31 protein-coding genes and 3 pseudogenes are annotated in these 25,079 nt (G+C 53.3%); 7 read left to right on the top strand and 27 right to left on the bottom strand.

All coding sequences use genetic code 11. The features are described from left to right. Positions 1–22: 22 nt before the first annotated feature. The 10 genes from ECL_RS26115 to parM form a co-directional block, all read right to left on the bottom strand. The gene (locus ECL_RS26115; protein ID WP_013087149.1) at positions 23–433 is read right to left on the bottom strand and encodes a DUF1380 family protein; all 411 of its coding nucleotides are present in this window, start codon (positions 431–433) and stop codon (positions 23–25) included. Between the two features lie 42 nt (positions 434–475). Further along, positions 476–904, bottom strand: coding sequence for an antirestriction protein (locus ECL_RS26110; protein WP_013087148.1), 429 nt, complete (start codon positions 902–904; stop codon positions 476–478). Positions 905–1,260: 356 nt separating this feature from the next. Further along, entirely contained in the window at positions 1,261–1,683 is a 423-nt protein-coding gene (locus tag ECL_RS26105) for a DUF1380 family protein (RefSeq protein ID WP_013087145.1), read from the bottom strand. Between the two features lie 55 nt (positions 1,684–1,738). Beyond that, positions 1,739–1,960, bottom strand: coding sequence for a hypothetical protein (locus ECL_RS26100; protein WP_013087144.1), 222 nt, complete (start codon positions 1,958–1,960; stop codon positions 1,739–1,741). Then, the gene (locus tag ECL_RS26095; RefSeq protein ID WP_013087143.1) at positions 1,957–2,649 is read right to left on the bottom strand and encodes a DNA methylase; all 693 of its coding nucleotides are present in this window, start codon (positions 2,647–2,649) and stop codon (positions 1,957–1,959) included. The genes ECL_RS26100 and ECL_RS26095 overlap by 4 nt, the downstream gene beginning before the upstream one ends. A gap of 522 nt (positions 2,650–3,171) precedes the next feature. Beyond that, the gene (locus ECL_RS26090; protein WP_013087142.1) at positions 3,172–3,639 is read right to left on the bottom strand and encodes a hypothetical protein; all 468 of its coding nucleotides are present in this window, start codon (positions 3,637–3,639) and stop codon (positions 3,172–3,174) included. A 374-nt stretch (positions 3,640–4,013) separates the two neighbouring features. Beyond that, positions 4,014–4,217, bottom strand: coding sequence for a hypothetical protein (locus ECL_RS26085; RefSeq protein ID WP_013087140.1), 204 nt, complete (start codon positions 4,215–4,217; stop codon positions 4,014–4,016). 28 nt (positions 4,218–4,245) lie between these two features. Further along, positions 4,246–4,509 carry a hypothetical protein gene (locus tag ECL_RS26080; protein WP_013087139.1) on the bottom strand — a complete coding sequence of 88 codons (264 nt, stop codon included), beginning with the start codon at positions 4,507–4,509 and terminating at the stop codon, positions 4,246–4,248. Positions 4,510–4,512: 3 nt separating this feature from the next. Next, on the bottom strand, positions 4,513–5,175 hold the full coding sequence (locus ECL_RS26075; protein ID WP_013087138.1) for a plasmid partitioning/stability family protein: 663 nt from the start codon (positions 5,173–5,175) through the stop codon (positions 4,513–4,515). A gap of 2 nt (positions 5,176–5,177) precedes the next feature. Beyond that, the gene (gene parM, locus ECL_RS26070) at positions 5,178–6,149 is read right to left on the bottom strand and encodes a plasmid segregation protein ParM domain-containing protein (protein ID WP_077681920.1); all 972 of its coding nucleotides are present in this window, start codon (positions 6,147–6,149) and stop codon (positions 5,178–5,180) included. A 231-nt stretch (positions 6,150–6,380) separates the two neighbouring features. Between parM and umuD the strand changes: the two genes are divergently transcribed. Both umuD and ECL_RS26060 read left to right on the top strand, forming a co-directional pair. After that, complete coding sequence (gene umuD / locus ECL_RS26065; protein WP_013087136.1) at positions 6,381–6,812, top strand: translesion error-prone DNA polymerase V autoproteolytic subunit; 432 nt, start codon at positions 6,381–6,383, stop codon at positions 6,810–6,812. Next, positions 6,812–8,083, top strand: a complete 1,272-nt coding sequence (locus ECL_RS26060) for a Y-family DNA polymerase (RefSeq protein ID WP_013087135.1) — start codon at positions 6,812–6,814, stop codon at positions 8,081–8,083. The genes umuD and ECL_RS26060 overlap by 1 nt, the downstream gene beginning before the upstream one ends. Before the next feature lie 649 nt (positions 8,084–8,732). Here the strand turns inward: ECL_RS26060 and ECL_RS26055 are convergent. Both ECL_RS26055 and sopA read right to left on the bottom strand, forming a co-directional pair. Continuing rightward, on the bottom strand, positions 8,733–9,698 hold the full coding sequence (locus ECL_RS26055) for a ParB/RepB/Spo0J family plasmid partition protein (protein WP_013087134.1): 966 nt from the start codon (positions 9,696–9,698) through the stop codon (positions 8,733–8,735). Then, entirely contained in the window at positions 9,698–10,864 is a 1,167-nt protein-coding gene (gene sopA, locus ECL_RS26050) for a plasmid-partitioning protein SopA (protein ID WP_013087133.1), read from the bottom strand. Before sopA ends, ECL_RS26055 begins: the two co-directional genes overlap by 1 nt. 740 nt (positions 10,865–11,604) lie before the next feature. Here sopA and ECL_RS26045 point away from each other — a divergent pair. Continuing rightward, the gene (locus ECL_RS26045; protein ID WP_015572055.1) at positions 11,605–12,615 is read left to right on the top strand and encodes a RepB family plasmid replication initiator protein; all 1,011 of its coding nucleotides are present in this window, start codon (positions 11,605–11,607) and stop codon (positions 12,613–12,615) included. A 243-nt stretch (positions 12,616–12,858) separates the two neighbouring features. On the opposite strand, the pseudogene ECL_RS26040 reads toward ECL_RS26045, so the two are convergent. The 4 genes and pseudogenes from ECL_RS26040 to ECL_RS26025 form a co-directional block, all read right to left on the bottom strand. Continuing rightward, positions 12,859–13,116: pseudogene (locus ECL_RS26040) on the bottom strand (tyrosine-type recombinase/integrase); the annotation flags it as partial. Between the two features lie 201 nt (positions 13,117–13,317). Beyond that, on the bottom strand, positions 13,318–14,094 hold the full coding sequence (locus tag ECL_RS26035; RefSeq protein ID WP_013087128.1) for a site-specific integrase: 777 nt from the start codon (positions 14,092–14,094) through the stop codon (positions 13,318–13,320). Between the two features lie 18 nt (positions 14,095–14,112). Beyond that, complete coding sequence (locus tag ECL_RS26030) at positions 14,113–14,643, bottom strand: hypothetical protein (RefSeq protein WP_013087127.1); 531 nt, start codon at positions 14,641–14,643, stop codon at positions 14,113–14,115. A 130-nt stretch (positions 14,644–14,773) separates the two neighbouring features. Further along, on the bottom strand, positions 14,774–15,064 hold the full coding sequence (locus ECL_RS26025; protein ID WP_013087126.1) for a hypothetical protein: 291 nt from the start codon (positions 15,062–15,064) through the stop codon (positions 14,774–14,776). 542 nt (positions 15,065–15,606) lie between these two features. On the opposite strand from ECL_RS26025, the gene ECL_RS26020 reads away from it, so the two are divergent. After that, positions 15,607–15,810, top strand: a complete 204-nt coding sequence (locus ECL_RS26020; protein ID WP_013087123.1) for a hypothetical protein — start codon at positions 15,607–15,609, stop codon at positions 15,808–15,810. Here ECL_RS26020 and ECL_RS26015 read toward each other — a convergent pair. Further along, positions 15,800–15,985 (bottom strand): annotated as a pseudogene (locus tag ECL_RS26015) (korC); the annotation flags it as partial. The gene ECL_RS26020 and the pseudogene ECL_RS26015 sit on opposite strands and share 11 nt — an antisense overlap. Before the next feature lie 44 nt (positions 15,986–16,029). Between ECL_RS26015 and ECL_RS26010 the strand changes: the two are divergent. Beyond that, a protein-coding gene (locus tag ECL_RS26010) for an IS3 family transposase (protein ID WP_099516394.1) occupies positions 16,030–17,243 on the top strand; the annotation gives its coding sequence in 2 pieces (ribosomal slippage) (positions 16,030–16,324 and positions 16,324–17,243; 1,215 coding nt in all). Between the two features lie 104 nt (positions 17,244–17,347). Here ECL_RS26010 and ECL_RS26005 read toward each other — a convergent pair. The 8 genes and pseudogenes from ECL_RS26005 to ECL_RS25965 form a co-directional block, all read right to left on the bottom strand. Further along, a complete protein-coding gene (locus ECL_RS26005) occupies positions 17,348–18,403 on the bottom strand; it encodes a hypothetical protein (RefSeq protein ID WP_223526262.1) in 1,056 nt (351 codons plus the stop codon). Further along, positions 18,366–18,593 (bottom strand): annotated as a pseudogene (locus ECL_RS26000) (DUF3330 domain-containing protein); the annotation flags it as partial. The gene ECL_RS26005 and the pseudogene ECL_RS26000, both read right to left, overlap by 38 nt. A 50-nt stretch (positions 18,594–18,643) precedes the next feature. Then, a complete protein-coding gene (gene merE, locus ECL_RS25990) occupies positions 18,644–18,880 on the bottom strand; it encodes a broad-spectrum mercury transporter MerE (RefSeq protein WP_001087807.1) in 237 nt (78 codons plus the stop codon). After that, positions 18,877–19,242, bottom strand: coding sequence for a mercury resistance co-regulator MerD (merD, locus tag ECL_RS25985; protein ID WP_001277463.1), 366 nt, complete (start codon positions 19,240–19,242; stop codon positions 18,877–18,879). The genes merE and merD overlap by 4 nt, the downstream gene beginning before the upstream one ends. Before the next feature lie 17 nt (positions 19,243–19,259). Beyond that, positions 19,260–20,942, bottom strand: coding sequence for a mercury(II) reductase (merA, locus tag ECL_RS25980; RefSeq protein WP_000281123.1), 1,683 nt, complete (start codon positions 20,940–20,942; stop codon positions 19,260–19,262). A 38-nt stretch (positions 20,943–20,980) separates the two neighbouring features. Further along, on the bottom strand, positions 20,981–21,388 hold the full coding sequence (gene merC, locus ECL_RS25975) for an organomercurial transporter MerC (protein WP_000522993.1): 408 nt from the start codon (positions 21,386–21,388) through the stop codon (positions 20,981–20,983). A 27-nt stretch (positions 21,389–21,415) separates the two neighbouring features. Continuing rightward, positions 21,416–21,691: a mercury resistance system periplasmic binding protein MerP gene (merP, locus tag ECL_RS25970; RefSeq protein WP_000732276.1), complete on the bottom strand. Its 276-nt coding sequence runs from the start codon at positions 21,689–21,691 to the stop codon at positions 21,416–21,418. Between the two features lie 15 nt (positions 21,692–21,706). Next, positions 21,707–22,057, bottom strand: coding sequence for a mercuric transport protein MerT (locus ECL_RS25965; protein ID WP_001294660.1), 351 nt, complete (start codon positions 22,055–22,057; stop codon positions 21,707–21,709). Between the two features lie 71 nt (positions 22,058–22,128). On the opposite strand from ECL_RS25965, the gene merR reads away from it, so the two are divergent. Together merR and ECL_RS25955 are read left to right on the top strand one after the other, a co-directional pair. Continuing rightward, complete coding sequence (merR, locus tag ECL_RS25960; RefSeq protein WP_001166628.1) at positions 22,129–22,584, top strand: Hg(II)-responsive transcriptional regulator; 456 nt, start codon at positions 22,129–22,131, stop codon at positions 22,582–22,584. Between the two features lie 229 nt (positions 22,585–22,813). Further along, complete coding sequence (locus ECL_RS25955) at positions 22,814–23,722, top strand: HNH endonuclease (RefSeq protein ID WP_007374408.1); 909 nt, start codon at positions 22,814–22,816, stop codon at positions 23,720–23,722. Between the two features lie 407 nt (positions 23,723–24,129). Here ECL_RS25955 and copM read toward each other — a convergent pair whose 3' ends face one another. Together copM and silE are read right to left on the bottom strand one after the other, a co-directional pair. After that, positions 24,130–24,498 carry a CopM family metallochaperone gene (copM, locus tag ECL_RS25950; RefSeq protein WP_013087117.1) on the bottom strand — a complete coding sequence of 123 codons (369 nt, stop codon included), beginning with the start codon at positions 24,496–24,498 and terminating at the stop codon, positions 24,130–24,132. A 145-nt stretch (positions 24,499–24,643) separates the two neighbouring features. Continuing rightward, a complete protein-coding gene (gene silE / locus ECL_RS25945; protein WP_007374411.1) occupies positions 24,644–25,075 on the bottom strand; it encodes a silver-binding protein SilE in 432 nt (143 codons plus the stop codon). Positions 25,076–25,079 lie beyond the last annotated feature (4 nt).

Genomic DNA, 25,079 nt, shown 5'->3' with positions numbered 1-25,079 from the left:
GGCAATGCCTCCGGTTTCTCTGTCAGGCATCGAGCGCCGCGCGCAGGCGCATCATGACGTCGTTTTCTTCTTTCAGGGTTTCTTCAGCTGATCCGCCGCCATCCTCCGCGCATACTGCGATACGTTGCATCTCCCGTCCTGCAAGCTGCATGACTAAGGCCAGCGATTTCGCGGGAATAGTCACGGTTCGCTTCTCGCGTCGCTCATCGAGCATGGTTTCGACAATCGCCCGTATCTGGCCGATATCCGCGCCACTTTCAAGGCATGAACTTAGCCGACGCAGGACTTCATCCAGTTCCTCATCGGTTAAATCCCAGTCAAGGCAGACGCAACGAATGTCATTTCGATTCCAGCAGGCGAAAACGTATTTCTCGCCATCGAGGTCGGAATGTCTGAACATTTCAAGGGCAATTTCTCTTGCTGTACCAATCATGTTTTTCTCCTTTTATCGGGCGGCATCACCGCCCGTGGTCAGTCAGTCAAGGGCACGCCAGATGGTGGCGCTTTCCGGATGGGTGTCAGCAAATGCCATAAGCTGCTCATAGCGACGGCAGAAGTGGCGGCACAGTTCTTCATGGTCATGGTTGCTGTGGTGCCAGCTCCGGTGATTCAGTACCAGCGCCGTGAGGATGATCCCCGCCACTTCCCCGCTGACAGTCTCCTCAAACCAGTTGTCCGGATTGCACAGGGTCAGGCTCTCCACGTCAGGCGCCATATATCCGCCGCCTTCCGGCAGCCGGTAAAACTGCCAGAATCCCCCCTGATACTCAGGGCAGTAACGCTGGGCGTAGGCGTACACGGATGCCTCGGACGTCATAAAATCGCCGCCAAACAAATCAGGCAGGAAAGTCAGGCGCTGCGCACCCTCAAGACGAACAGCATCACAGGTCACGGTCTGGTTCATAGATCCTCCACGGTTAACATATTCTCGGTTCCGGCATCGCCGTGACGACACGACAAACCGGCGAAAAGCGGAGGACACAGGGGCGACGCCGCAAGCCGCAGCGCAAAGCCTTCACGGGCTGAATGCACCGTGAAGGGTGCGAACGGGTGAGGACGGAGGCGTAAGCGAACCCTTGTGGCCGATGCGGCCGGGCTACAGTGAAGTCACGGCGCATGCCGTCACCGCACGGAGCTTCAGAGGAGTTTCATTGTCCCGACGTGGCCCGGAGGGCAGCGGCGGATAAAAGCGAAAGGCACTGACATCCTTTTCGCAGTGGATGGCCACCGGTTGCCGGGGCGTTACCCCGGCTCTCTCCCTTACGCGGCCAGCGTCTCCTGTAATGCGTGAACGTCCTTCAGCTCATTCCTGACGGATTCAGGCTCCTGCCGCCCGGCTTCCCAGGCCATACCGATCCGGTTTTCCAGCTCGCATTCATAGTTACGCAGGACGCGGGACAGGAGTACCGCCGGAACACTCACCTGACGGTTTGCCACTTCCCACTGACGGGCCAGGAGATCGCTGACAGTCAGATTATTTACCCCCTCCTGGCGGTATTGCGTCATTTTCATTTCGCCGATCGCCTTCATCAGATTCCGGATTTCAGCCCCGTCCGGTTCTGGCTGGGCTTCACGGCAGGCCACGCTAATCCCCTCTTCCGTCCAGACCAGCAGGACCAGGGGTTCGTCAAACGTGAACATGTTTTTAAGCTGTACACAAAGTTCTTCGCGGGTTCCGTACATCGTTTGTTCTCTCTTGTAAGGGGTTACAGGCCGGGCATCAGCCCGGCAGGGTCAGTCAGTCCTGAAAGGTTTCGTCCAGCACCAGGGCTTCGCGGTAGGCTTCAAGAAGCAGGGTGTTGATCCGGCGCAGAGTCTGCGCAGCCATACGTTCGGTAAGCGTTGCCGCGTCGTGCCGGTGCTGCGATTCGAGGCGGTTCAGCAGCATCCGCACGTCACACATGGCATTGCTGAGCGCGGCCACGTCCGCGCGCAGGTGTTCAAGGCCCGGGTAGTTCATGCCGCCTCCGGCCAGTCGGGGTAAAACGCGCCGTCATTGGCCGCCGGCATCCTTCTTGCCCGTTCAACCTGTGCCAGACGTCGAACGCCGGCGGCGTGGTACTGCTCAAGCATCTCGATCCCGATATAGCGGCGGCTGGCTTCGGCGGCGGCCACGCAGGTGGAGCCGCTGCCGGCGAACGGGTCAAGGACAATAGCCCCCGGACGCGTGAGCGATTCAATCAGCGGCCGCAGGCTCTGCACCGGCTTCTCCGTCGGGTGATGTCGGTTGCCCGTGTATTTCCAGGGGATCACGTCCGGGATGGGACGGTCCGGGGTTTGCGGCCTTCCCTTCGCCAGCAGGTAGGCGCTCTCATGGGTGTAACCCACGAACGTCGATTTTGAGGCGTAGCTCTTGGCAAAGACGATATGGCCAACCACCCGGAAACCGGCCGTTTTCCACGCATTCAGAAACAGATCCGCGCGGTTCCAGGCATAGAAACTCACCATCAGGCTGTCATTTTTCAGCACGCGGTACATTTCATGACAGGCGGGCTGGAGCCATTCGGCAGAGTTGTCCCCGGCCAGGGTGCGGCCGGTACGGTCCTTATAGCCAACCAGGTACGGTGGATCGGTAAGAATAAAATCGACGGCACGTGCCGGAAAACGGGACATCACCTGCACGCAGTCACCCAGAATAAAACGGGACATAGACACACTCCTCTCTGATATGCGGCACCCTGTTGCGCCGTGCCGCCACAAAAACCCGGCGAAAAGCGGAGGGCGCAGGGGCGACGCCGCAAGCCGCAGCGCAAGCCTTTCACGGGCTGAATGCACCGTGAAACGTGCGAACGGGTGAGGACGGAGACAACGTGAACCCTTGCGACCACAGCAGCCGGGTTAGCGTGAAGGCACGGCGTTGAACACGCCGCCGGCTGGCGGCAATAAGGCGGAGGGAACCGACATCCTTCGGTACCGGTTCTGGTAGCTGATGAGTACGTGAGTGTATGGCAGAATGCACGCTGATAATGGATTCGCGCCGTTATCTGACATGTGTGCCTTTGATTTCAGGACGTCCCCGACCGGAGACGTCTTTTTTTTGATTCGGATATATGGCAGGTGAAAGTGCGAAGTGATTATGTGATTATCAGCGCCGAAAACATCTTAAGGGTTTTCACCTGTAACGAATTGCATGGCTTCAGGACACCCCCTCCCCGGATGGTGTCCTTTTTTTCAGCGCCCCTTCACGTGGTCGATAGCGAACTGCAGCGTGTCCCAATTAAAACCGATGCCTGCATCGTGGCTGTGGTCGCCGATACGCATGGCTTCTGCAATTTCCTCCTCCGACAGACTGCTATCGAGCGACAGAAAATCATCTTCCAGCCAGAACGTCCCCATACACAGTGCATCCGGTGGGTACTGCTTCAGCCTGGCGATGAGCCCTGCTACCGTCACATCATCACGACATGCAGGACGCGGCGGCAGGACGCGATCGGCGATGTCGTTCCAGCACCAGTCATCGCACTCCGGTACGGGTTCCAGCAGGGTCTGTAATTCCACGCCCGGCAGCAGGGAGAGCTGCTCCAGAACCTCCCCCAGAGAAAGTCGCTCTCCGCTGGCATCTTCACTCCCCAGGTAATGGTGATTGATATAGACGGCAAACTCGCCGTTATCGGGTTCAATACAGGTCAGTCTGAACATGGTTGTGTCCTCAGCATCCGGCACCCTCTTGCGCCGTGCCGCCACAAAAACACGGCGTAAAGCGGAGGACGCCAGGGAGACGCCGAAGCCGCAGCGCAAGCCCTTCACGGGCTGAATGCACCGTGCAGGGCGCGAACGGGTGAGGACGGAGACAACGTGAACCCTTGCGACCGCAGCGGCCGGGTTAGCGTGAAGGCACGGCGGGTAATTTTTTACGGGAGATATAAAGCGGAGGAAAAATTTCACATTAAATTAAAATGTGATTTACATCACAAAACAATACATTATAATCGCCGAAAAATTAAGCGTTTAGTTTTGACGGCAGGGATGAGATGTCACTCTGCCGTTTTTTTCTGAAGTGTACGGGACCGGATTTAACGCGCAGGAGCTGCACCAATACGTCTCAGCGCATCCTCTACTTCACGCAGCCCAAAAATATCTTCCGGCGGCTGCTCTTTTCCGGACAGGCTACATACCGTAAAGACGGCATTTGATGCGGATAATCTCTCGCGGAACAACGCCTGCAGTGCCACAACGACCAGCGTACGTTCGTCTCCTGTCAGTTCTTCAAGCTGCATACTGTTTCCTTCAGGTTAATGTTCATATTCATCCCCGCCCCTCTGGTTTTTTCTCGTCAAACGCCAGGAGAACCCCGAGGCCGATCAGTGAGGCATAGCAGACCTGCATCGCGATTGTCACCGGCAGTGAGATGTTATCAACCAGAACGCCAGGAACCACGACGGCCACGCCAGCCAGTATCATTCCCCTGCCGGTCTTTTTGACCCGTTCCGGCCACTGAGATTCAGGCACGTTCCGGGCCCGCAGAAAGTTATGAATGCACTGCACTGCTTTTTGTTTAATCACTGACATGCTCTAGTCTCCGAATGCCCGGCGCATATTTTTCTTTATGCTGGTCGCTTCAGCGGATACCGGTGCGGCAGGCTCCGCAGGTTTCGCCGGCACTGCAGCCATACTCACGTCAGCCGTATCGGCCATCTGCTGAACCAGAACCTGCAACTCGCTGACCGTGCCGGGCGGTACCGGCATGCTGGCCAGCAGACGCGGCAGCTCCGGTGCGGTCGTATGCAGGGCCAGACCGGTGATTATCAGGTTTCTCAGCAGCTCTCCGCGCAGGCGGGATGACACGCCCGTCAGCACACGCTCAACCCGTTCACTGCTCCGGTCATCCTGAAGCGTCAGGGTGTAACGCCGGCGCTGGTATTCGGTCTCCGGTGACATGGCCAGAGCAGCAACGCCACCATCAGGCTCATCAGGAAGTCCTGAGAGTGAAGACCAGGTGCCGGATACCAGCGCCATCACGGCACAAAGCCGGATGGCACTCAGATGTCCGTCAAAGAACACCGGGATCAGCGCCGGTAAACGGGCATCCGTCTGGTACATCACCGCCCCGGCGGTGGCGGCGGTCCGAATGAAGTCACCGCGCAGGGGCTGTGAGATGGTGCTGATGGTCGCCATCGCCGTGATGTCGGTGCGATCGTCGCTGTGCAGATAGAAAGAATACTGGCCGTCCGGCACGTTTAGTCCTCTTTATTGTAAAGGGCAATCTCTCTGGCCAGCGCCAGCTGCGGATCGCCGATAACCTCGATACGGTCAGGAGCCAGAGGCCAGGCCTGACGGATAGCCTCTTCAATGAGGGATGCCCCTCCCCCGACCAGGAATACCCGGTTAACGCTCCTGAAGACCGTCAGCTCACTGGTGACACGCGCGCCCAGGGAAGTGATTGCCTCTGTAATTTTGTTCAGAACATCGTCAATTTTTCCGGCATCGTTGATCACTCGCTGCAGATACTGACGATCATTGCGGTTGCGGATGACCGTGTCAGCAATAAGCGCGCTGGTTTCGCTGTCTGCAGCCCGCAGCGCGCCTGCAGCTGCGCGGGTGACCTGTGACACGCCGACAGACGGATTGCCGTGTACCGCACTGATATCATCAAACTGTCCGACAATCACGCCGGCATCGAGCGTGGTTCCGCCGAGATCGATAATCAGGGTGGTCTCAGCGGGTCCGGGCTTCAGCTCCGCGAGACGGGAGAACGCCGCCGGCAGTGATTCAGGCATCACCTTCACGTCCGTTACGGTAAATGCCCTGCCCTTATTCAGAACCAGCTCACGCATCAGGTTTTCTCGTTTGCGTCGGATGTTCTCCTCGTTCCGCTGGCAGTCCCCGTCATAATACTCGCTCAGGGGCAGCGTCACGGCCAGGCTCACCGGCTGCGGCTCAAGTCCGCTGTTCAGCAGGGCATGATGCACGGCCAGCAGGTTGAGATCACCGTACTGGTATTCCACGTTTGTTGTCGGGATGGCATCCCGGCTGACGCTGTCCCAGGTGTATTTCAGCGTGCCCACCTGATAGTTGAACGTTGCGGCACTGAATTCCGCCACTTTCCAGCCATGCCGGAAGGAGTTAGCAGAAACCCGGGTCTGCAGCTCGTTTCCTTCAAACCATGCCAGCTTAACATTAGTTGAACCATCATCGCAGTAAATATTCATCATTATGCTCCGTCAATTAAACTCAATTTGATACATATTATAAGAGCAAAATGGCAAAATAAAAGCCATACTTCTCATTATGAGTAATTTAAATGTTCCATAATGATATTAAATAGCATTTTGAGTAACTTAGGTTACTCACCCTGTTCATGAAGCAGGTGATCTGGATTATCCTCACGCTGTTAAATATACTGTATGCATATCCAGTATATTTAGACGTCAGGAGGAAAGATGAAACTGCAGCTTTTCAGCACCGGGAAAGCACTCCCGCCACAGGCCCATCCGTTGTTTGCAGACCTGGCCAGCTGCGGTTTTCCGAGCCCTGCCGCTGACTATGTCGAGTCCGACCTGGATCTCCATGATTACTGCATACGGCACCCAAGCGCGACTTACTATCTCCGTGCCAGCGGTGACAGCATGTCCGACGGCAGCCTTTACAATGGCGATCTGCTGGTTGTGGACAGTGCAGAGAAGCCCCGGCACGGCGATATTGTTGTGGCCAGTGTGCAGGGGGAGTTTACGGTTAAACGGCTTCTGCTGACGCCACGACTGACGCTGCAGCCAATGAACGCCGCCTGGCCGCCGATTTATCCCGACCCGGACGATCTGGATATCTTTGGCGTCGTCACGCACATCATCCACCGCCCGAGGGAGATGTACTGATGTTTGCCCTGGCCGATGTGAACAGCTTTTATGCCAGCTGCGAACGTGTTTTCCGCCCGGATTTGAAAGGAAAGCCGGTTGTGGTGCTCAGTAATAACGATGGCTGCGTTATCGCAAGAAGTGCCGAGGCAAAGCCCTGGATCAAAATGGGCATGCCGTGGTTTCAGATGAAAAACGAAACGTATCCGGAAAAAATATACGCGTTCTCAAGCAACTATGAACTTTATGCCTCGATGTCAGCGCGCGTGATGAGCTGCCTGGAGGAGCTGGCCCCAAGGGTGGAACAGTATTCGATTGACGAGATGTTCCTCGACCTGACCGGCGTTGAGCACTGCATGGACCTGGAGGACTTCGGCCGGCAGCTGCGCCAGCACGTGTATGACTGTACCCGTCTGACCATCGGCGTGGGTGCCGGGCCGACGAAAACCCTGGCAAAATCAGCCCAGTGGGCCTCAAAGGAGTGGAAACAGTTTCGTGGTGTGCTCGCCCTGACCAGGGGGAATCCTCAGCGAACGCGGAAACTGCTTTCACTGCAGCCGGTCGAAGAGATCTGGGGCGTGGGAAACCGTATTGCACGCAAACTTAATGTACTGGGTATCAGGACCGCGCTCGATCTGGCCCTGACGAACCCGGCCTTTATACGCAAAAATTTCTCCGTCGTTCTCGAGCGAACAGTACGCGAACTGAACGGGGAAAGCTGCATGTCGCTTGAGGAAGCACCACCGACGAAACAGCAGATCGTCTGCAGCCGCAGCTTTGGAGAGAAAATCACGGAGTACGATTCGCTCCGCCAGGCTGTCTGTCAGTACGCAGAGCGGGCCTCTGAAAAGCTGCGGAAAGAGCGCCAGTACTGCCGGCATATTTCCGTTTTCATCAAAACGTCTCCGTTCGCCGTTAAAGAGCCTTACTACGGCAACGTGGCCACGGAGAAACTGCTTACACCCACTCAGGACACCCGGGACATTATTGCGGCCGCCACAACGGCTCTGGAGCGTATCTGGAAGGATGGGCACCTGTATGCCAAAGCCGGTGTGATGCTGAATGACTTCACCGGCTCCGGCGTTTCGCAGCTGCAGCTGTTCGACGAACGTCCGCCACGTCCTCACAGCTCTGAGCTGATGAAGGTTCTCGATGGCATTAATCATTCCGGTCTGGGACAGATCTGGTTTGCCGGGCGAGGGATAGCGCCATCATGGCAAATGAAACGCGATATGCTCTCCCCTGCGTACACCACCCGCTGGAAAGATATTCCCGTTGCGAGGATCAGATAAATTCTGCTTTTCTGAGAGAGCCAGTAGTGCTCGCCGCAGCCGAACGACAGGGCGAAGCCCGCGAGTGAGCGAGGAAGCACCAGGGAACAAAACGAACATAATCTTCTTACGCACCTAATACAGGAATCACAGTAACAATCTCAAAATCTGTATTGTGATAGAAACAGCTGAATAGAGTGGGACCATGGTCCCAGTTAAATCCGGCGTGTGGAATCGATATTCCAGACGGGGTTGAAGGATGAGTTCTGACACGCAAGTAGGAGGTGGGACCGTGGTCCCAGTTAAATCCGGCGTGTGGAATCGATATTCCAAGCGGGCTTGACGGGTGAGTTCTGACACGCAAGTAGGAAGTGGGACCGTGGTCCCAGTTAATCTGGTGTATGAAATCAGTATTCCGGGATGGGTTACCGTCTGAGTTCTGATATGCAGGTTGAGGGGTGAACTGCGGAACTAGTTAAGGAAAACTAGAAAAAACTGGATCTTTAGATTGTGGTAACAATCAGGTTGGGAGAAGTAAACAGATCTTTTTAACAACACTGGGCTATAGTGCAGAAAATAACTGCTTCGGATGTATATATTCCGAAGCAGCATGTAACGCATTAAGGATATTGGAAATTAATGAAGACTCTCGCGTGTATCATTAAACAGGCTAAACTTTTTGTAAGTCGCGCAGTATGCTTTCTATCTTCTCGATACACTCGGCAGGCAAACGAGATTTATCGAGATTAAAAATCACCTTATCGCCTTTGTATAGGGCTGTCGCACCAGGTACAAATTGATGACGGGTATTAAGGTTTACTTTTTTACCTGATGGCTCTTTCAGAACATCCGTCAGTAAACCAATAACTTCCTCGGATTCAAAGATAACTCCCGCTTTCTTTTGCTCATGAAGCTGTTGTGTCCGTTGCAACAATAAAGCTTCTTTTCCCGAAAATGCTTTGTACAGCGTCTCCCCAGAGCGGGCGGAAAGTTCACCAGGATGAGTAAACAGGGCAACCACTGATTTTGGCAAATGGGCCGTGTTGATGCAACGCGTGATGATTTTACGGGAAATATTCTCAGCTTCAGCCAGAGCAGAGATATTGCCGTTAAAATCATTTTCCAACCGCTGTGCATAACGGTTGCCCCGTTCATAAGCGCTGACAGGACGATAATCATTACCCAGCCGTGATAAAGCCATCATCTGTTCGTCATCGAGATCCCCGACGAGAACACGATAATCTGATGATGTCAGTATGGCGGCTTTACGACGGCGACTACCATCAGCAATTTCAATGACACCTTCTACCCTTCGTCCGAACGCAGGCGTCTGTTGACCACTCAGCATAAAAGAGGGAATCAGATCATCAAGCGCGTCTTCGGTCAGTAGTTCCTGGTCACGTTCATTACCTGACCAGACTCTTGATGCCGTCTCAACACTCTCGCCCGGGATCGCTTCCAGAATAAATTTCACTTCCCGGCCACAAACCGGAAGCAGAATGGTATTCCCGCGGGCCATGGCTCCAACCCGTGCAATTAATGAATCAACCATCGGTGCAGCGGGTGCCGCTGAAGGTTCAGTTTCGGGGCGGATATCTTTTACGGTATGTTTTGGAATGACTGGTGCACGTTTCATTATCTGATCTCCCAGCGAGGTTTAATCAGGCGATCAAAAATTTCATTACAGACAGGCTCCCAGATAGACAGCGCATTTCGCCAGGCTCCTGTAGATGAGCGCTGATCGATAGCCTGCTCAAACACCGTTCTCATACGGATCTGACCTTTACCGACTTCGTCGGTCTCGCGAACAACGTTTTTCAGTACCATGCTTCCCCAGGCATCGCGGATCTGTTCTTCCATCCAGGGTGACTGTGAGCCATTGTTATTGCTGTACTTGGTCAGAAGAATTCTAACGTCAGGTTCAAAACCCTGCAGGTCCACGTTTTTTCCCAGGTCGCGCAGCATGTCAAAAAACTGAAGGGCAGAGGTGTAATCAAATAACTCTGCTGGCGTTGGCACGATGAGTACATCTGCAGCACAGACGACATTGATGGTACCAATACCGAGGTTCGGTGCACTGTCGATAACAATGACATCATAATCATGGGCCACTGTTTCGATGGCCAGGCGAAGCATCATACGAGGTTCTGTCGGCAGTTTCCCGTTGTCAAACCTTCCCATTAGTTCTGTCTCAATGCGGTGCAGAGCCAGGCATGAAGGTATGATGTCGAGACCCGGCCAGCAGGTGGCTTTGACGGCATAGGCTGCATCATCGCGCTCACCAAGATAAAAAGGCAGCAGTGTGTCTTCGGCATGGATATGCAAATCAGGGACCCAGCCGTGGTACATGGAGGCTGTGCCTTGAGGATCGTTCCCTTCGACAAGCAGTACTCGCAGCCCTTTCAGCGCCAGGTCCTGTGCCAAATGTACAGATACAGATGTCTTATAGACACCCCCTTTATGTGCTGCCACCGCGATGACGGGCGGAACGCTGTCATCAGGACGGCGCAGACGGGTGCCAAATACATCCCGCATATGGTTGATTTGTTCAATGGTGTAGCCCACCCGCTGCTCTACACGTCCACGCATTTCCATATCAGGATGGGGAAGGCGTCCTGCTTTTTCTGCATCACGGATTGCCTGAGAAGAAACGCCAATCAGATCGGCGGCCTCACCCACACGCCAGCGACGGGTAATTTTCCTGGCTTCCGGGCTATCATCGTTAAACTGTGCAATCGCGATAGCTTTCGTCATTTCATGACCGGCCGTAATGCACTGGTCAAGCGTTTCCATCAGTCCCATTCTTTGTTCCTTATTATTATCTTTGCATTAATCTATTAAATCTTGGTAAAAGGCGCAAAGCAACATTAAAGTTGCAAACCGTCTTAAATATTGCAAAGCCGATCAAAATATAGTCTTGTTCAGTTCAGCATCCGCCTGAAAGGCTGCCGCATGCTTCAGTCAATATCATCCGCTCGCCGCAGAAAGTATGCGCGCGTAGGCGCATGCGTCGAGGAAGCGGAATTACTCCGTACTAACAAGGTGTGGCTGACGCTCTGAAGCTAACGAAGCTCCACTGGAAGGAACTGAATGGTAAGGAATTGACTATAGTATGCAGATTATTGACTGCGGTATGAAGCTGAATAGGAATAGGGAAGAGTAATGACATGCATTTTTCTGCATATCACAGTCAAGACTATTGCCTTTCCTGGTGTTGTATTACTGGGTTGTTGTACCAAGATTCACATTGTGTCATGTCAGTGGTCCATATGTATTGGATGCTGGCTGTTATTCCATATTTCGATCCAGTAATTGATCCTTAAGGAGATCATGTTGAGATCAAAAAGAGATCCCCGGATCGTTTAGCGCCCCGCTACGCCTGAGCCTGGAGACTATCTTCATTAACTGTGGTGTGTGGTATGTTGACTGTTGTGTGCGAGATCAACTATTGCGGTATGCAATTGTATTAACTGGGGTATGTATTTCCGTTGACTGTGATATGCGTATATACTTTCGTTTGTGGATAACCGCGGGTTAATAAAATGGCTATGGAAAATAATGAGTTACCCCTGAATCTTCAGGAGGTCAATAAGACAACGGGTGAAGTTGTTAAGCTGGATGTCAACAGCGCCAGTACTGTTCAGCCTGTTGCGCTCATGAGGCTTGGTCTGTTCGTTCCTACCCTCAAATCGACCTCTAGGAGTAAGACGAACCGCAAAAACGTCACGGATGCGACTGAGGAGCTCGTACAGCTGTCCATTGCCCGGAGTGAAGGGTATACCGATGTCAGGATCACCGGATCGCGCCTCGATATGGATACGGACTTCAAAGTCTGGCTTGGAATCATCCGTTCAATGTATGATTTTGGCGTTAAGGATGACACGCTCAAGCTGTCTTTTGTTGAGTTTGTTAAAATGTGTGGCTTTGACTCCCGGCGCTCTAACAAGAAAATGCGTGACAGGATAAGCAACTCCCTGTTCAAGCTGGCATCCGTAACCCTCAAGTTTCAGAGTGAAACGAAAGGGTGGACTACGCACCTGGTTCAGTCTGCCTATTACGACATCACTGCCGATGTCGTGGAGATCAGGGCAGAGCCCAAGCTCTTTGAGCTTTATCAGATGGACAGGCGGGTCCTGTTGCGTCTGAAAGCCATTGATGCCCTGCAGCGCAAGGAGTCCGCACAGGCACTCTATACCTACATTGAAAGTCTGCCACAGAATCCGGCCCCCATCTCCATGAAGCGTATGCGAGACAGACTCAACCTGACGTCTAACCTCTACACGCAGAACCACACGGTGCGCAAAGCCATGGCGCAGCTGAAGGATATCGGCTATCTGGATTACACCGAATTCAAACGCGGCCGGGCCACCTACTTCAGCGTGCATTACCGTAATCCGAAACTCATCAGTAGCAAGGTCGTTGTTCCCCGTGAGCCGGAAGAGGAAGTACCTGAGCAGAACTATGACGAAGTTATTAAAGCCCTGAAGGCTGCAGGTATTGATCCTCAGAAACTAGCAAAAGCGCTCGCCAGCGTGAAACCGGGAAATGACTGAGGAATGCCGTTTTAGAGTTTGTTGACTGTGGTATGCAGAGCGCATACCACAGTCAATTTATACTGATTCATCATTCCGTTTAGGTTTTGCTTGCCTTGACTGCGATATGCGGATAGGCCTACCGGAGTATTGATATTGACTGCGGTGTGTGGAAGAGCGGGCAGTCTGCTCAACATCTTCACTGCGATATGTTTACTTTCATCACTTAGTCAATATTGTTCGTCAGGGCGGATGCCCTTAGCCCAGTACTTTCACAAAGGGTCTTAACCCACCGAGATCAAAGGATTCCGGGGGCAGCGTCCGGGATTCACTGATCCGCACTCCCGTGTTCCAGAAAGTAGAGAACAGCATTTAATGGTGAAGATCCGGCATATAGAAGAGTAGGGCTCTCACTTCGGGGACGAGTAGGTACGCCAGGGTGGCGCCGGTTAAAGTGGCCATCCTTCTGAGTGCGGCCGCGGTCGCAAAGTCGACCCCATGGGCTTTCGGCAACAGTGAAATGCGTTATGAAGAAAAGGGGGCAATGCAGGGATGAACAGGATCGGAACGAAAAGGTAAGTAATGAAGAAGACGTAAAGTGCGTTACGTGAATTCCGGCCTGGTACAGCCTGGACCCCTGTCAGTTTTCACGTAACGCAAGATTAATTTATTATCGAATAAGTGGATGTCATTACAACTGTCTGTAAATTTTGACAAATTTAGTTATCTTTTTTTCAGCATGGCAACAGCATCAGCCTGTGCCATTGAAAATTGCACACGATGCCTTGCAGCAACATCGAGCGCAAATACCTTTGTATAGACTTCCGTCGAGCTGATCGACTTGTGCCCCATCAGGCTCTGCAGCACCTTCAGCGGAATTCCGGCATACAGCATGTGCAGGGCGTAGGAGTGGCGGAACGTGTGTGGCGTCACCGGCACGGAGAACGTCACCCCGTCGGCGGCTGCCGCTTCAACAGCTTCGCCCAGCCAGGTGCGAACGGTACGGTCGGTGATCTCCCAGATGCGCACCTTTTCCGTTCTGCCGGTGCGCTTATTCCGGCGTTCCAGCGGTATTTTCAGGGTGGCCACCATCATTTCCAGCTGGCGGGCATACTGCGGATCGGAAAGCGGAACGTTACGATGAGGCTGGCTGCCGGCCGGAGCACGGCCGGCCGTTCGGGCCGCTTTCTCCACCCGCTGTTTGAGGGTTGCCAGTTGCACGAACGGGTAGGGCGGGGCCAGGGAAAAATCACTCCGGGTCAGGGCCAGTGCTTCGTTAATACGGGCGCCGGTGTTCCACAGGGTGGTCAGCAGCATCTTACGGTGAAGATCGGGCACGTAGTGGAGCAGGGCGCTCACTTCCGGCGCCAGCAGGTATTTCGGCAGTTCGTCCTGAACGAGCGCCATCTGGCGCAGTGCCAGCGCGGCCGGGTAATCGATGGCCACCGGCAGCTGAGCAGAGGAAAAAGCCCCGCTATGGCCTGGCAGTGCTGGCATCATGTTATGTCACCATTGTCATTAGAGTGTGCAGTGCATCACCGGTGCATCCGGGGATGCCGGACCCGGCAGGATCAGATACTCGGTAGCAGATTTGACACGGTAATTGGTGTAATCTTCAAACGAAACCGGGCTTGCTTTCATCCCCGCGAGAAAAGTTTCTTCAAGACCGCGGGCACGCGGAAGCGATAGTTCTATCGTCTCAGGATCGATGGCCATTTTCTGGCGGGTGGCTTCCAGCTCAGTGGTCAGCCGGTATTTTTCCGTACGAAAAGGAATACTCTCTTCAGCGTTTCGCTGTGTATAGGTCACGTCAAACATCATGCGATCACCGTCGTTCTGCAGTACCACGCCCCTGAGGAGACTTTCTATACGAACGGGGGATTCACCTTTCTGCGGAATCTCCGAGGTCCGGCTGCAGATAATCACCATCCCGGGTTTCTGACTGGCATTAACCATCCGCATTTCACTGAGCGTTGCCGCCCCTGCATCCCGTGCAGTCACACCCAGCAGGATCGTCAGCCCCATTATAAAACCGGTCAGTTTACACATCGTTCCTGTATCCTTTACGTTAATGTCTGGATCATCTTCAGGGAGAAATCCCGCCGGACTACACTATCGAGTGACATGTGGCCGCCAGAGGGTGTCCAGCCGACCACTCATTAAATGCTGCTGTCGGCTATCAGTAGCGACCAAGAGTCATTAACTGGAAGCATTTTTCCTCGGAGAGCTCTCCTTCTTTCTTTGGGAGAGGGCCAAGGAAAGGAGTTATCACATCGACTTCTGTGGACAGATACCATGTGTCATCAGCATCATCCCACCAGGCAACTGTGCGATCGTCCCAAGTGTGTATCTCACGGTAGCAGCCGTATCCGTATATGTGCTCAAACTCCGATTCTTCCATCCAGACTCTGTCATGCCCAAGGATTATGAGAGCCTCAAATAAAACACTCAGTGTAATTTTCATATTCATAATCAACTTCCTTATTATTTAATATCTATTAGTTCTATTTATTTATCATCGCCAGCAGAACATTCCGTTGCCCGCCCGCAGTGATTAGCAGAATAACAGTCACCGCCCGCAATTACCGGATCTCACTCTTTTTGACTTCCGAAAAATTCATAATAGCAAAGTTTTCGGAAGCGATGATGAACAGATTAACAGGATTTACTCGTCAGGTCGGTCTGATGCGGAGAGGGTGAAAGTTATCTAACTACTTAAAGTGTAGCACATTTTTAATTTTCGTTTCACAAATCAGCGCAGAAAATCGCCGTGATCCGGAACTAACAGAAATCGGATCTGCGGAGAAAGAAAGAAGGATTATTGCAGCAGAATCAAGAAAAGAGGCGGATTGTTGTGATTTGGGGATTATTGCATGGAGTGCAAATTTTACGGCTGACTGAGGCTTAAATGGCAACTATAAGGAAAGAGAAACTTTTTTCAGTTTTTTTTACAGACCGGCCTTAAAGGCCGCATCAGATTTCCTAAATACAGTTTTACATAAGGAACATCGTATGACTGTATTTCTCATCCTCACCGCCATCGCATATGGCATCGTCAGTACCGGCGGCTACATCCTTTTAGTGGACAAAGGGTATCAGGGCTGGACCCTATTCTGGAAAAACTATGACGACCTGCCCCATATCTACCGTTCCCGCTGGCGATACCAGAGACGCTTCATTCTCAGACGTATCTGGAAGCGTCTCTTTAATCGCTGAGAAGGTTATCCAGCAGCATCCCCAGCCCGGCCAGCCAGCACAGGCAACACCATGTGGTGAACACCATCCGGGTCTGGCCGGATTTCCACTTGCGGACGGTACGTTCGTCCACATTCAGCCGGTTGGCCAGCTGGATGTCAGTCAGGGGGATCAGCCCCCGAACGAAGGTAGTTTCGCGTGCCGTGTAGTGGCACACTAAATTTGGCCACCTGATGAAAGGTGATATTCTCACCACAACACAAAACAGGTGACTTAATGAACAAGAAAACCAAACGAACCTTCCCCCCTGAGTTCAGGCTGGAATGTGCACAGCTGATTGTTGATAAGGGCTACTCATATCGACAGGCCAGTGAAGCGATGAATGTCGGTTCAACCACGCTTGAGAGCTGGGTACGCCAGCTCAGGCGAGAGCGCCAGGGGATTACGCCCTCTGCCACACCCATTACTCCAGACCAGCAACGTATCCGCGAGCTGGAAAAGCAAGTTCGCCGTCTGGAGGAACAAAATACGATATTAAAAAAGGCTACCGCGCTCTTAATGTCCGACTCGCTGAACGGTTCACGATAGCCGCCAGACTAAGTGACAGCCACACGGTTGTCAGCCTGTGTTCTGCTCTGGAAATACACCGCAGCAGTTACCGGTACTGGCGAAAACGACGCGATACGGTTAATCCGGCACGAGTCAGGTTGTGCAGCGAAATACGCCGGGCGTGGAACCAAAGTCGGGGCTCTGCGGGCGCGCGCACTCTGGCTGAAATGCTGACTCAAAACGGCGTCCCGATGAGCCGTTACCGTGCCGGGCGTCTGATGAAATATCTGAACCTGAGCAGTTGTCAGCCCGGAAAACATCAGTATAAAAATGCCCGTCAGGAGCATACCAGCCTGCCGAATCTGCTTGAGCGTCAGTTCGCAGTACCGGAGCCAGACCGGGTATGGTGTGGAGATATTACGTATCTCTGGGCAGGAAATCGCTGGTGCTATCTGGCGGTTGTTATGGATCTTTTTGCCCGCAGGGTTATCGGCTGGAGTCTGTCAGCGCATGCCGATACCGCACTGATAAGCAGTGCCCTGCGGATGGCCTATGAGACGCGTGGCCAACCCCGGGATGTCATGTTCCATAGCGACCAGGGAAGCCAGTATACAGGCCTTAAATATCAACAACTTCTCTGGCGTTGCAGAATAAATCAAAGCGTCAGTCGGCGGGGAAACTGCTGGGATAACAGCCCCATGGAACGCTTCTTCCGCAGTCTGAAAACAGAATGGGTGCCAACGAATGGTTACGCAGGCAAGGACGAGGCCCGGCAGCAAATTAATGATTACATATTGAACTACTACAACAGCGTCAGACCTCACCATTATAACGGTGGGCTGACGCCGGAAGAGTCAGAGAACAGATACCATTTTTACTGTAAAACTGTGGCCAGTATTACTTGACCACTACACCGTGGGGAGCTGCCAGTCTTCTCCGCTGACCAGCGTATACCCGTTAAATTCTCCGGATTCAATCATCTCCCGTATACGTTGCTGGTTTTCTGGGTTCATAATGAATCCGGCTGCTGAGGGAGCCATCGCACGGGGTCTGCAGGCGTATAGTAATATTGGTGATCTTTTTCCTGCAAATCGAGGTATTTTTCAACGTCGCTGAGCTGATAAGCAGAATAGAAAGTGCTTGAATTTCCTACATTGTACATATCGATGGTGCTCATGACATTATCAATGTAATCAAAAGAAACTTTGTAGAAATTTAAGTGGCGATCGTCACAACACTTTAGCAGTTCGGGTCGTGGTGAAAAAACGTCTATCCGGGGACGGAATGTTAATGGTGAGCCAATAATAAAACACAAAGTGAAATTATGAGACAACGGCAGATATATTCTATTCTGTTTTGTGTATAAACAAAATATATTCGGGGCTATCGCAAAGACTGGCCTGGGGTTAGTACTGTCAAAAGCGTGGCCGGTGTGTATTATTTCAATCACGCTCGTCCGACTGAATATTTTATTCCGGAAGACATTGATCATGTCATAAGGCGTGGGTTTATTGAGAATAGCCAGCAGGCTGAACAAAGTAAAAATCGCCCGACATTTATCCTCTCTGGATGAGGACGCGTTGGCTACGCGAAGCAATTTTTGATAAAAACTGTCGTTCATTAGTGCGGGCTGGGTGCCAGGCAGTGACTGAATGCTTTTTATATATTCTTCAAAATGCATTTCAATGTCATGATGAAAGTGGTCAAGAAGATCCTGCTTGTAGGGATTCTTATTCTGGGGATTATGTAAATTTAAAAGCAGCTGCATTACTGCAAAGCTGGTCAGTGTCTCGAACGGGAAATCGCCGGGCTTAGCCAGACGAAGTCGAGAAAAATTATGTTCGTGAATAATGTCGTTCACTACTGCGGCCGTCAGACGCTCATAGGCCCACAGTTCTTCTTCGATGTCAAAGGCTTCTCCGGTTTTGGCATCGATGAGCCGAAAGAGATTTTTAGCGACCGCGACACTGGAAATTGGAAGAGGCTGTTCATAGAGGACGTTATCTCCAGTATGTGAAGGGTATGCCTCAATCTGACGGCTGCGAACCGCCAGGGACAGGCGCAATGTCAGATTCTGTCGCGGCCTTGGCGCGTGCCTGGAAGCGTTCATAGCAATCCAGCCCGCAGAAATGTTCGACGTATTCCGCGCCTTCCGGGGTGAAGGCGGCATCGAGCGGAATTTCTTTGCAGCATACGCAGCAGGTGGTGCAACTGGCAGTGTTCGGGGCGTTTGCGTTCATGGTGGTACTCCTCCAGATTGGTAGCGAAGCTCAAAGCTGCCCACTCTCGGCTGGCTGGGAAGCGGTCATGATCTTCCCTTGAAGGCCCGCAGCAGCCGCGTCACAGACAGGACAAACAAGCCGGTCAGCGTGAGGGCTGCAATACCCCAGTGCTCCCCGATGAACGCGCCGGCCGTCGTGCCGGCTAGCACAATGGCGAGAATCGGCAAATGGCAGGGACAGGTGAGCACGGCCAGCGCGCCCCACAAGTAGCCGGTGATCGGTTTGTGCGTCTCAGACGGCAAGTGCTCTGGGCTGTTCATGGCAGACTCTCCGCGTGCTGTGCCGGTTCGGTTGGCATGGCGGCCAGTTGCATTTCGAGGCTGGCCAGGGCCTCGCGCCGACGCTCGACGAGTTGCCGCAACACGGCAAGCTGCGCAGACGCACCGTCACCGTCCGCAGCATCCAGCGCCCGGCACAGCCGCGCCAGTGCGTCCAGGCCGATACCCGCTTCGAAGGCAGCCCGTACAAAGCGCAGCCGTTGCAACGCGGTGTCATCGAACAAGCCGTAGCCGCCCGTGGTGCACGCGACCGGCCGTAGCAATCCGCGCAGCAGGTAGTCGCGCACGATATGCACGCTCACCCCGGCATCAAGGGCCAGCCGGGACACTGTGTAGGCGCTCATTGAACACCTCCTTTTCCTCATCCGGCGCAGCACGAAAGCTGCTTCACGTCCTTGCTGAAGGTCTGCGCCGCGAGCTTCAGCCCTTCGACCATGGTCAGGTAGGGGAACAATTGGTCGGCCAGTTCCTGCACGGTCATACGGTTGCGAATGGCGAGCACCGCCGTCTGGATCAGTTCACCCGCTTCCGGGGCCACCGCTTGCACGCCGATGAGCCGTCCGCTACCTTCCTCGATGACCAGCTTGATGAAGCCGCGTGTGTCGAAGTTGGCAAGCGCACGCGGCACGTTGTCCAAGGTCAAGGTGCGACTGTCGGTCTCGATCCCGTCGTGATGTGCTTCCGCCTCGCTGTAGCCCACGGTGGCGACCTGCGGGTCGGTGAACACCACGGCCGGCATTGCGGTCAGGTCCAGGGCCGCATCGCCGCCAGTCATGTTGATCGCAGCACGGGTGCCGGCCGCTGCCGCCACATAGACGAACTGAGGCTGGTCGGTGCAGTCGCCAGCCGCATAAATGTGTGGCGTACTGGTGCGCATGCCCTTGTCGATGACGATGGCCCCCTGCGCATTGGCAGCGACTCCCGCCGCTTCCAATGCCAGGCTGCGCGTGTTCGGTGCCCTGCCAGTGGCGACCAGCAGCTGGTCGGCGCGTATTTCACCGTACCCGGTGGTCAGCACGAATTCGCCGTCCACATGCGCGACCTGGCTGGCTTGCGTGTATTCCAATACCTTGATCCCTTCGGCACGGAACGCGGCTGTAACGGCCTCGCCGATGGCCGGGTCTTCGCGGAAGAACAGCGTGCTGCGTGCCAGGATCGTCACTTTGCTGCCCAGCCGGGCAAAGGCTTGCGCCAGTTCCAGCGCCACCACAGACGAGCCGATCACGGCCAGGCGCTCGGGAATGGTGTCGCTGACCAGGGCCTCGGTGGAAGTCCAGTAGGGTGACTCTTTCAGGCCCGGAATCGGCGGCACGGCCGGGCTGGCACCCGTGGCGACCAGGCAGCGGTCGAACGCCACCACACGCTCGCCGCCATCGTTTAAACGGACGGCAAGGCTCTGGTCGTCCTTGAAACGCGCTTCACCATGCAGCACGGTGATGGCCGGGTTGCTGTCCAGGATGCCTTCGTACTTGGCGTGGCGCAGCTCATCGACGCGCGCCTGCTGCTGGGCCAGTAGTTTGCTGCGATCAATCGCAGGCACAGTCGCCGCGATGCCACTGTCGAATGGGCTTTCACGGCGCAAATGGGCGATATGGGCAGCGCGGATCATGATCTTGGACGGCACGCAGCCGACATTGACGCAAGTACCGCCGATGGTGCCGCGCTCGATCAGCGTGACGTTCGCACCTTGCTCGACGGCCTTCAGCGCCGCCGCCATCGCGGCTCCGCCGCTGCCAATAACGGCGACGTGCAGTCCGTCCCCATCACCACCAGCCTTGTCGCCACCGCCCAGCCATCCCAGCGCCTTGCCAAGCAGTCTGCCCCGCGCTGAAGTGGATGGGGCATCGGCGGGTGTGGCCTTGTAGCCGAGGCCGGCCACAGCGGCGGTCAGCGCCTCTGGCGAGGTGCCGGGATCGGTGGCGAGTTGCGCGGAGCCTTTCGGGTAGGACACGAGCGCCGACAGCACGCCCGGCACTTTCTCCAGGGCGTCCTTGACATGTGTCGCGCACGAGTCGCAGGTCATTCCGGTGATATTCAAATACATTGCATCGTTCCTTTTCGTTTCGGCAACTGCCAATGCAGTTAGCCGTGTTTGGGTGGTAGTTCGCAGCGGCGGTTGGCCGGTGAGAGCAGATCCCAGATCGACACCCCGATCATCAAGGCCAGACCGACATAGAGGAGGTTCGCCGTCCACCAATTGCCAAAAAACAAGAGCATGGCCGCCAGCACGATGGCTGGGCCGACCATCCCGAGCAGGCTGCGGTACCATTGCCGATGACTCAGCCAGCCCAGTGCATTCGCCAGCAAAGCCACGACTGCGAACAGCGGCAGCAGCTTGGAGATAAACAACCCTTCGTATTCCTGTAGAAAGCCAAGGCCGATGGCCGCGCCCAGGCTGGCGATAGCCGGGAAACAGGCAGCGCATCCCATCGCGGAAACAACGCTGCCAAGCGCGCCAGCCTTGTCGGCAATGCGTGTAATCAGTCCCATGATCGCCCCAGGTTCGGGTTCAGTGGCTCACTGCTTGACGCTGGACGGATAGCCCGCGTCTCCGGTTGCCTTGGTCAGCTTCTGCACGCTGGTCTTGGCATCATCGAACGTGACAACCGCTTCGCGTGTCTCGAAGGTCACGTCAATTTTGCTGACGCCTTCGACCTTGGAAATCGCCTTCTTGACGGTGATCGGGCAGGTGGAGCAGGTCATGCCCGGTACGGACAGCGTGACGGTCTGGGTGGCGGCCCACACGGGGGCAACAACGGCAGCGAGGGCGAGGGCGGCAAACAGTTTTTTCATGATGAACTCCTGTGATTAATAGAAAAATGGCATGACGTAGGGAAATCCGAGCGCGACCAGGACCAGCGCGGCCACGATCCAGAAAATGAGCTTGTAAGTAGCTCGCACTTGGGGAATCGCGCAGACCTCACCCGGTTTGCAGGCTTGCGCCGGGCGGTAGATGCGCCGCCAGGCGAAAAACAGCGCGACCAGCGCTGCGCCGATGAAGATCGGGCGATAGGGTTCCAGCACCGTCAGGTTGCCGATCCATGCCCCGCTGAACCCCAAGGCGATCAAAACCAGCGGCCCCAGGCAGCAGGCCGACGCAAGAATGGCGGCCAGCCCACCGGCGAAGAGCGCGCCGCGCCCGTTTTGTGGTTCAGACATACGCTTGTCCTTTCAAATTTGGTTTGGATAGCTTAAGCTTACTTCCGTAGTTATGTACGGAGTCAAGCGATATGCAAATTAATTTTGAGAATCTGACCATTGGCGTTTTTGCCAAGGCGGCCGGGGTCAATGTGGAGACCATCCGGTTCTACCAGCGCAAGGGCCTGCTGCCGGAGCCAGACAAGCCCTATGGCAGCATTCGCCGCTATGGCGAGGCGGATGTAACACGAGTGCGGTTCGTGAAATCGGCCCAGCGGCTGGGCTTTAGCCTGGACGAAATCGCCGAGCTACTGCGGCTGGAGGATGGCACCCATTGCGAGGAAGCCAGCGGCCTGGCCGAGCACAAGCTCAAGGATGTGCGCGAGAAGATGGCCGACTTGGCACGCATGGAGGCCGTGCTGTCTGAACTGGTGTGCGCCTGCCATGCGCGGAAAGGGAACGTTTCCTGCCCGCTGATTGCGTCACTGCAAGACGGAACGAAGCTCGCTGCATCGGCGCGGGGGAGTCACGGGGTGACTACGCCTTAGCGTGCTTTATTTTCCGAATTCTGAGACGACCCCTGGTATGATCGAGCAAAGGCTCATCTCAATGAGCAATCCCCGCAACAAATTTTTTCGGGGTGCAACAGACCCTTTAGTGTCCAGGCCTGAAAAAAAAGAAAGCACGGTCTCTGAGAGACTACGGTCCTTACGCAACCATACCGGTTAGCGAGCTTTATATTTTCATTATGACTATCTGTATAACAGGGGAATGAATGTGATTAAAAAAATATGCGAAGTGATTGATGGAGAGTATGTCTGTGACATTGATATCAGTGTGGAAGAATGGAAAACTTTATTAACAAATGATAAAGTTTTTGACACAAAAAGTATTGCAGCGTTAAAAAAATGGTTTATTGAGCCAAATCATTCCTGCACATGCTTCGATATTGGTAAGAAGTACGACCTGCACAGCATGAGTGCTAATGGAGTCATAAACGGACTGGGTGGCAGAGTTCAAAAAGAACTTGGTAGATTCGAGGTTAAAGGTGTCGGAAATATCGCATCCGGTACAAAATTCATTACCGTAATGAAGAGTAAAGAAATCGGCGGAAAACCCAAAAGAAACTTATGGACAATTCGTGAGGAACTTGTTCAGGCAATTAACGAACTGGATTTTTTTGGTACAACAGAAATGGCCAGCAGTGAGTATTACTCTGACGATGAGTTGATCAATGCCATAGAGAAAAGTAATATCTTTGACAACGTTCAGACGTTTGAATATACAGGGGAAGCCAAACCAAAGAAAAATGCAATAGAAGTAAAAAATGGCCTCTCGTATCCCAGGAGTAAAGGCGTATCCCAAAATGCGCTGAATAAAGCAGGTTACAGATGTGAAGTCGATAGTGACCACCCAACATTCAGAAGGCGAAATTCATCCTTAAATTACACAGAACCTCATCACATTGTACCTATGTCCAGGCAAGATGCTTTTGACACATCTCTTGATGTTGAAGAAAATATCATATCTCTGTGTTGCAATTGCCATAAACAAATTCACCTTGGTCAGGGTTATGAAGATATGCTGAAAGAAATATACACTGCGCGAAAAAGGTTATTAAAAAAAGTTGGTATTGATATATCACTGGAAAACTTGATTCTTTATTACAAAATGGAAAGTAAGTGAGATTCAAACGAGAGTGATACCTTCGTTTTATTGGTCGGGATGAACAGCAGATGATGTTTCCGGCAAGTATCGGGTCCAGAAACTTTCTGTTAAAAAAGAGGTAAAAGTAGTCTTGAGCCCTGACTGCGAATTGCCATTGCGCATGACCAGAGAACAGGACGAACCCCTGCCAAACCCAGGCATGAGAAACACCTTTAAAACATAGACTTAATTAAAATCAGCAATTCCCATCGAAATAATAAGCAAGCAGAATTGGCTCAGGTGAATTTCACTCGGTGCAGTGCATGCGTTGGGGGGGGTAAAAGGAAAAACCCGAAATGAATCGGGTTTTGATTAATTAACGATTAACAGGTTCCCGTGCCCGGGAACACTCTGATTGTACGCGCAATATATTATTTCCGCAATCATTATTTTTGATTACCAAGCCATGTATTCATCTGCTCAATTTCACCTTTTTGAGCTTTAATGATGTCCTGCGCGAGCTTTCTCATTTCCGGATCTTTTCCGTATTTTAGCTCGGTCTCAGCCATTGCTATTGCCCCTTCATGGTGTGCTACCATGCCTTTCGCAAAAGCCTTGTCGGGATCGGACTCTTTTACAGCGGCCATCATTTTGTCATGCATACCTTTCATGCCGGACATATATTCCTGTGACGATGACGATGACGATGACGATGCCGATGAGGATATATCTGACATTTTCATTTCTGAATGTTCTGCGGAAATCGCTGGCAGGGATAACATCAGTATAACAAAAAGCGAATTTGTGATTTTCATATAATAAACCCTTTCAGATGGTTACCGGATAAGTTTAGCTGAGTCAGACAAAAAAGCCCCCTGAAGGGGGCAAAAAATAACAACATATCCGTATAAGGGACAATCTATCAAGGAAAGGGTAACCGCACGGAAACTTCAGTTGTCATCAGCCCGCATTGATCATGCGGCGGTGTGCATCAGCCATAGCCTGATGGGGGCCGGACTGACCGTTATTCGTAAATTCATGGGCAACAGCTGCTCTTTCATGTTCATTCATCGCCGCAAACGAAGTCGCCGGACGGGAAGCGTTAACGGTGCCAGTTCCCATCATCTTCTGATGACTTTCCGCCATTTTTTTATGTGCATCTGCTGAACCATTGTTCATGGTTTCATGAACAATAATAGCCTGTTCATGCTGATCCATACCGGCCATCCGTGGAGCTGCCCCCTGGATGGCGGCTGGAGTTGAAGAAGACTGCATCTGATGGGCCGGAGCCTGAGCATTATTGACACGCTCATGGATATTTACAGTTTCAGTGGCCCAGGCCGTAGAAATTAAGCTCAAACCTAACACTGATGCTAAGACGATATTTTTCATGGTA

The sequence above is a fragment of the Enterobacter cloacae subsp. cloacae ATCC 13047 genome (genome assembly GCF_000025565.1).
Classification (GTDB): Bacteria; Pseudomonadota; Gammaproteobacteria; order Enterobacterales; family Enterobacteriaceae; genus Enterobacter; species Enterobacter cloacae.
The sequence above is the reverse complement of the archived record's forward strand: the minus strand, read 5'-3'. Positions and strand labels throughout refer to the sequence as shown.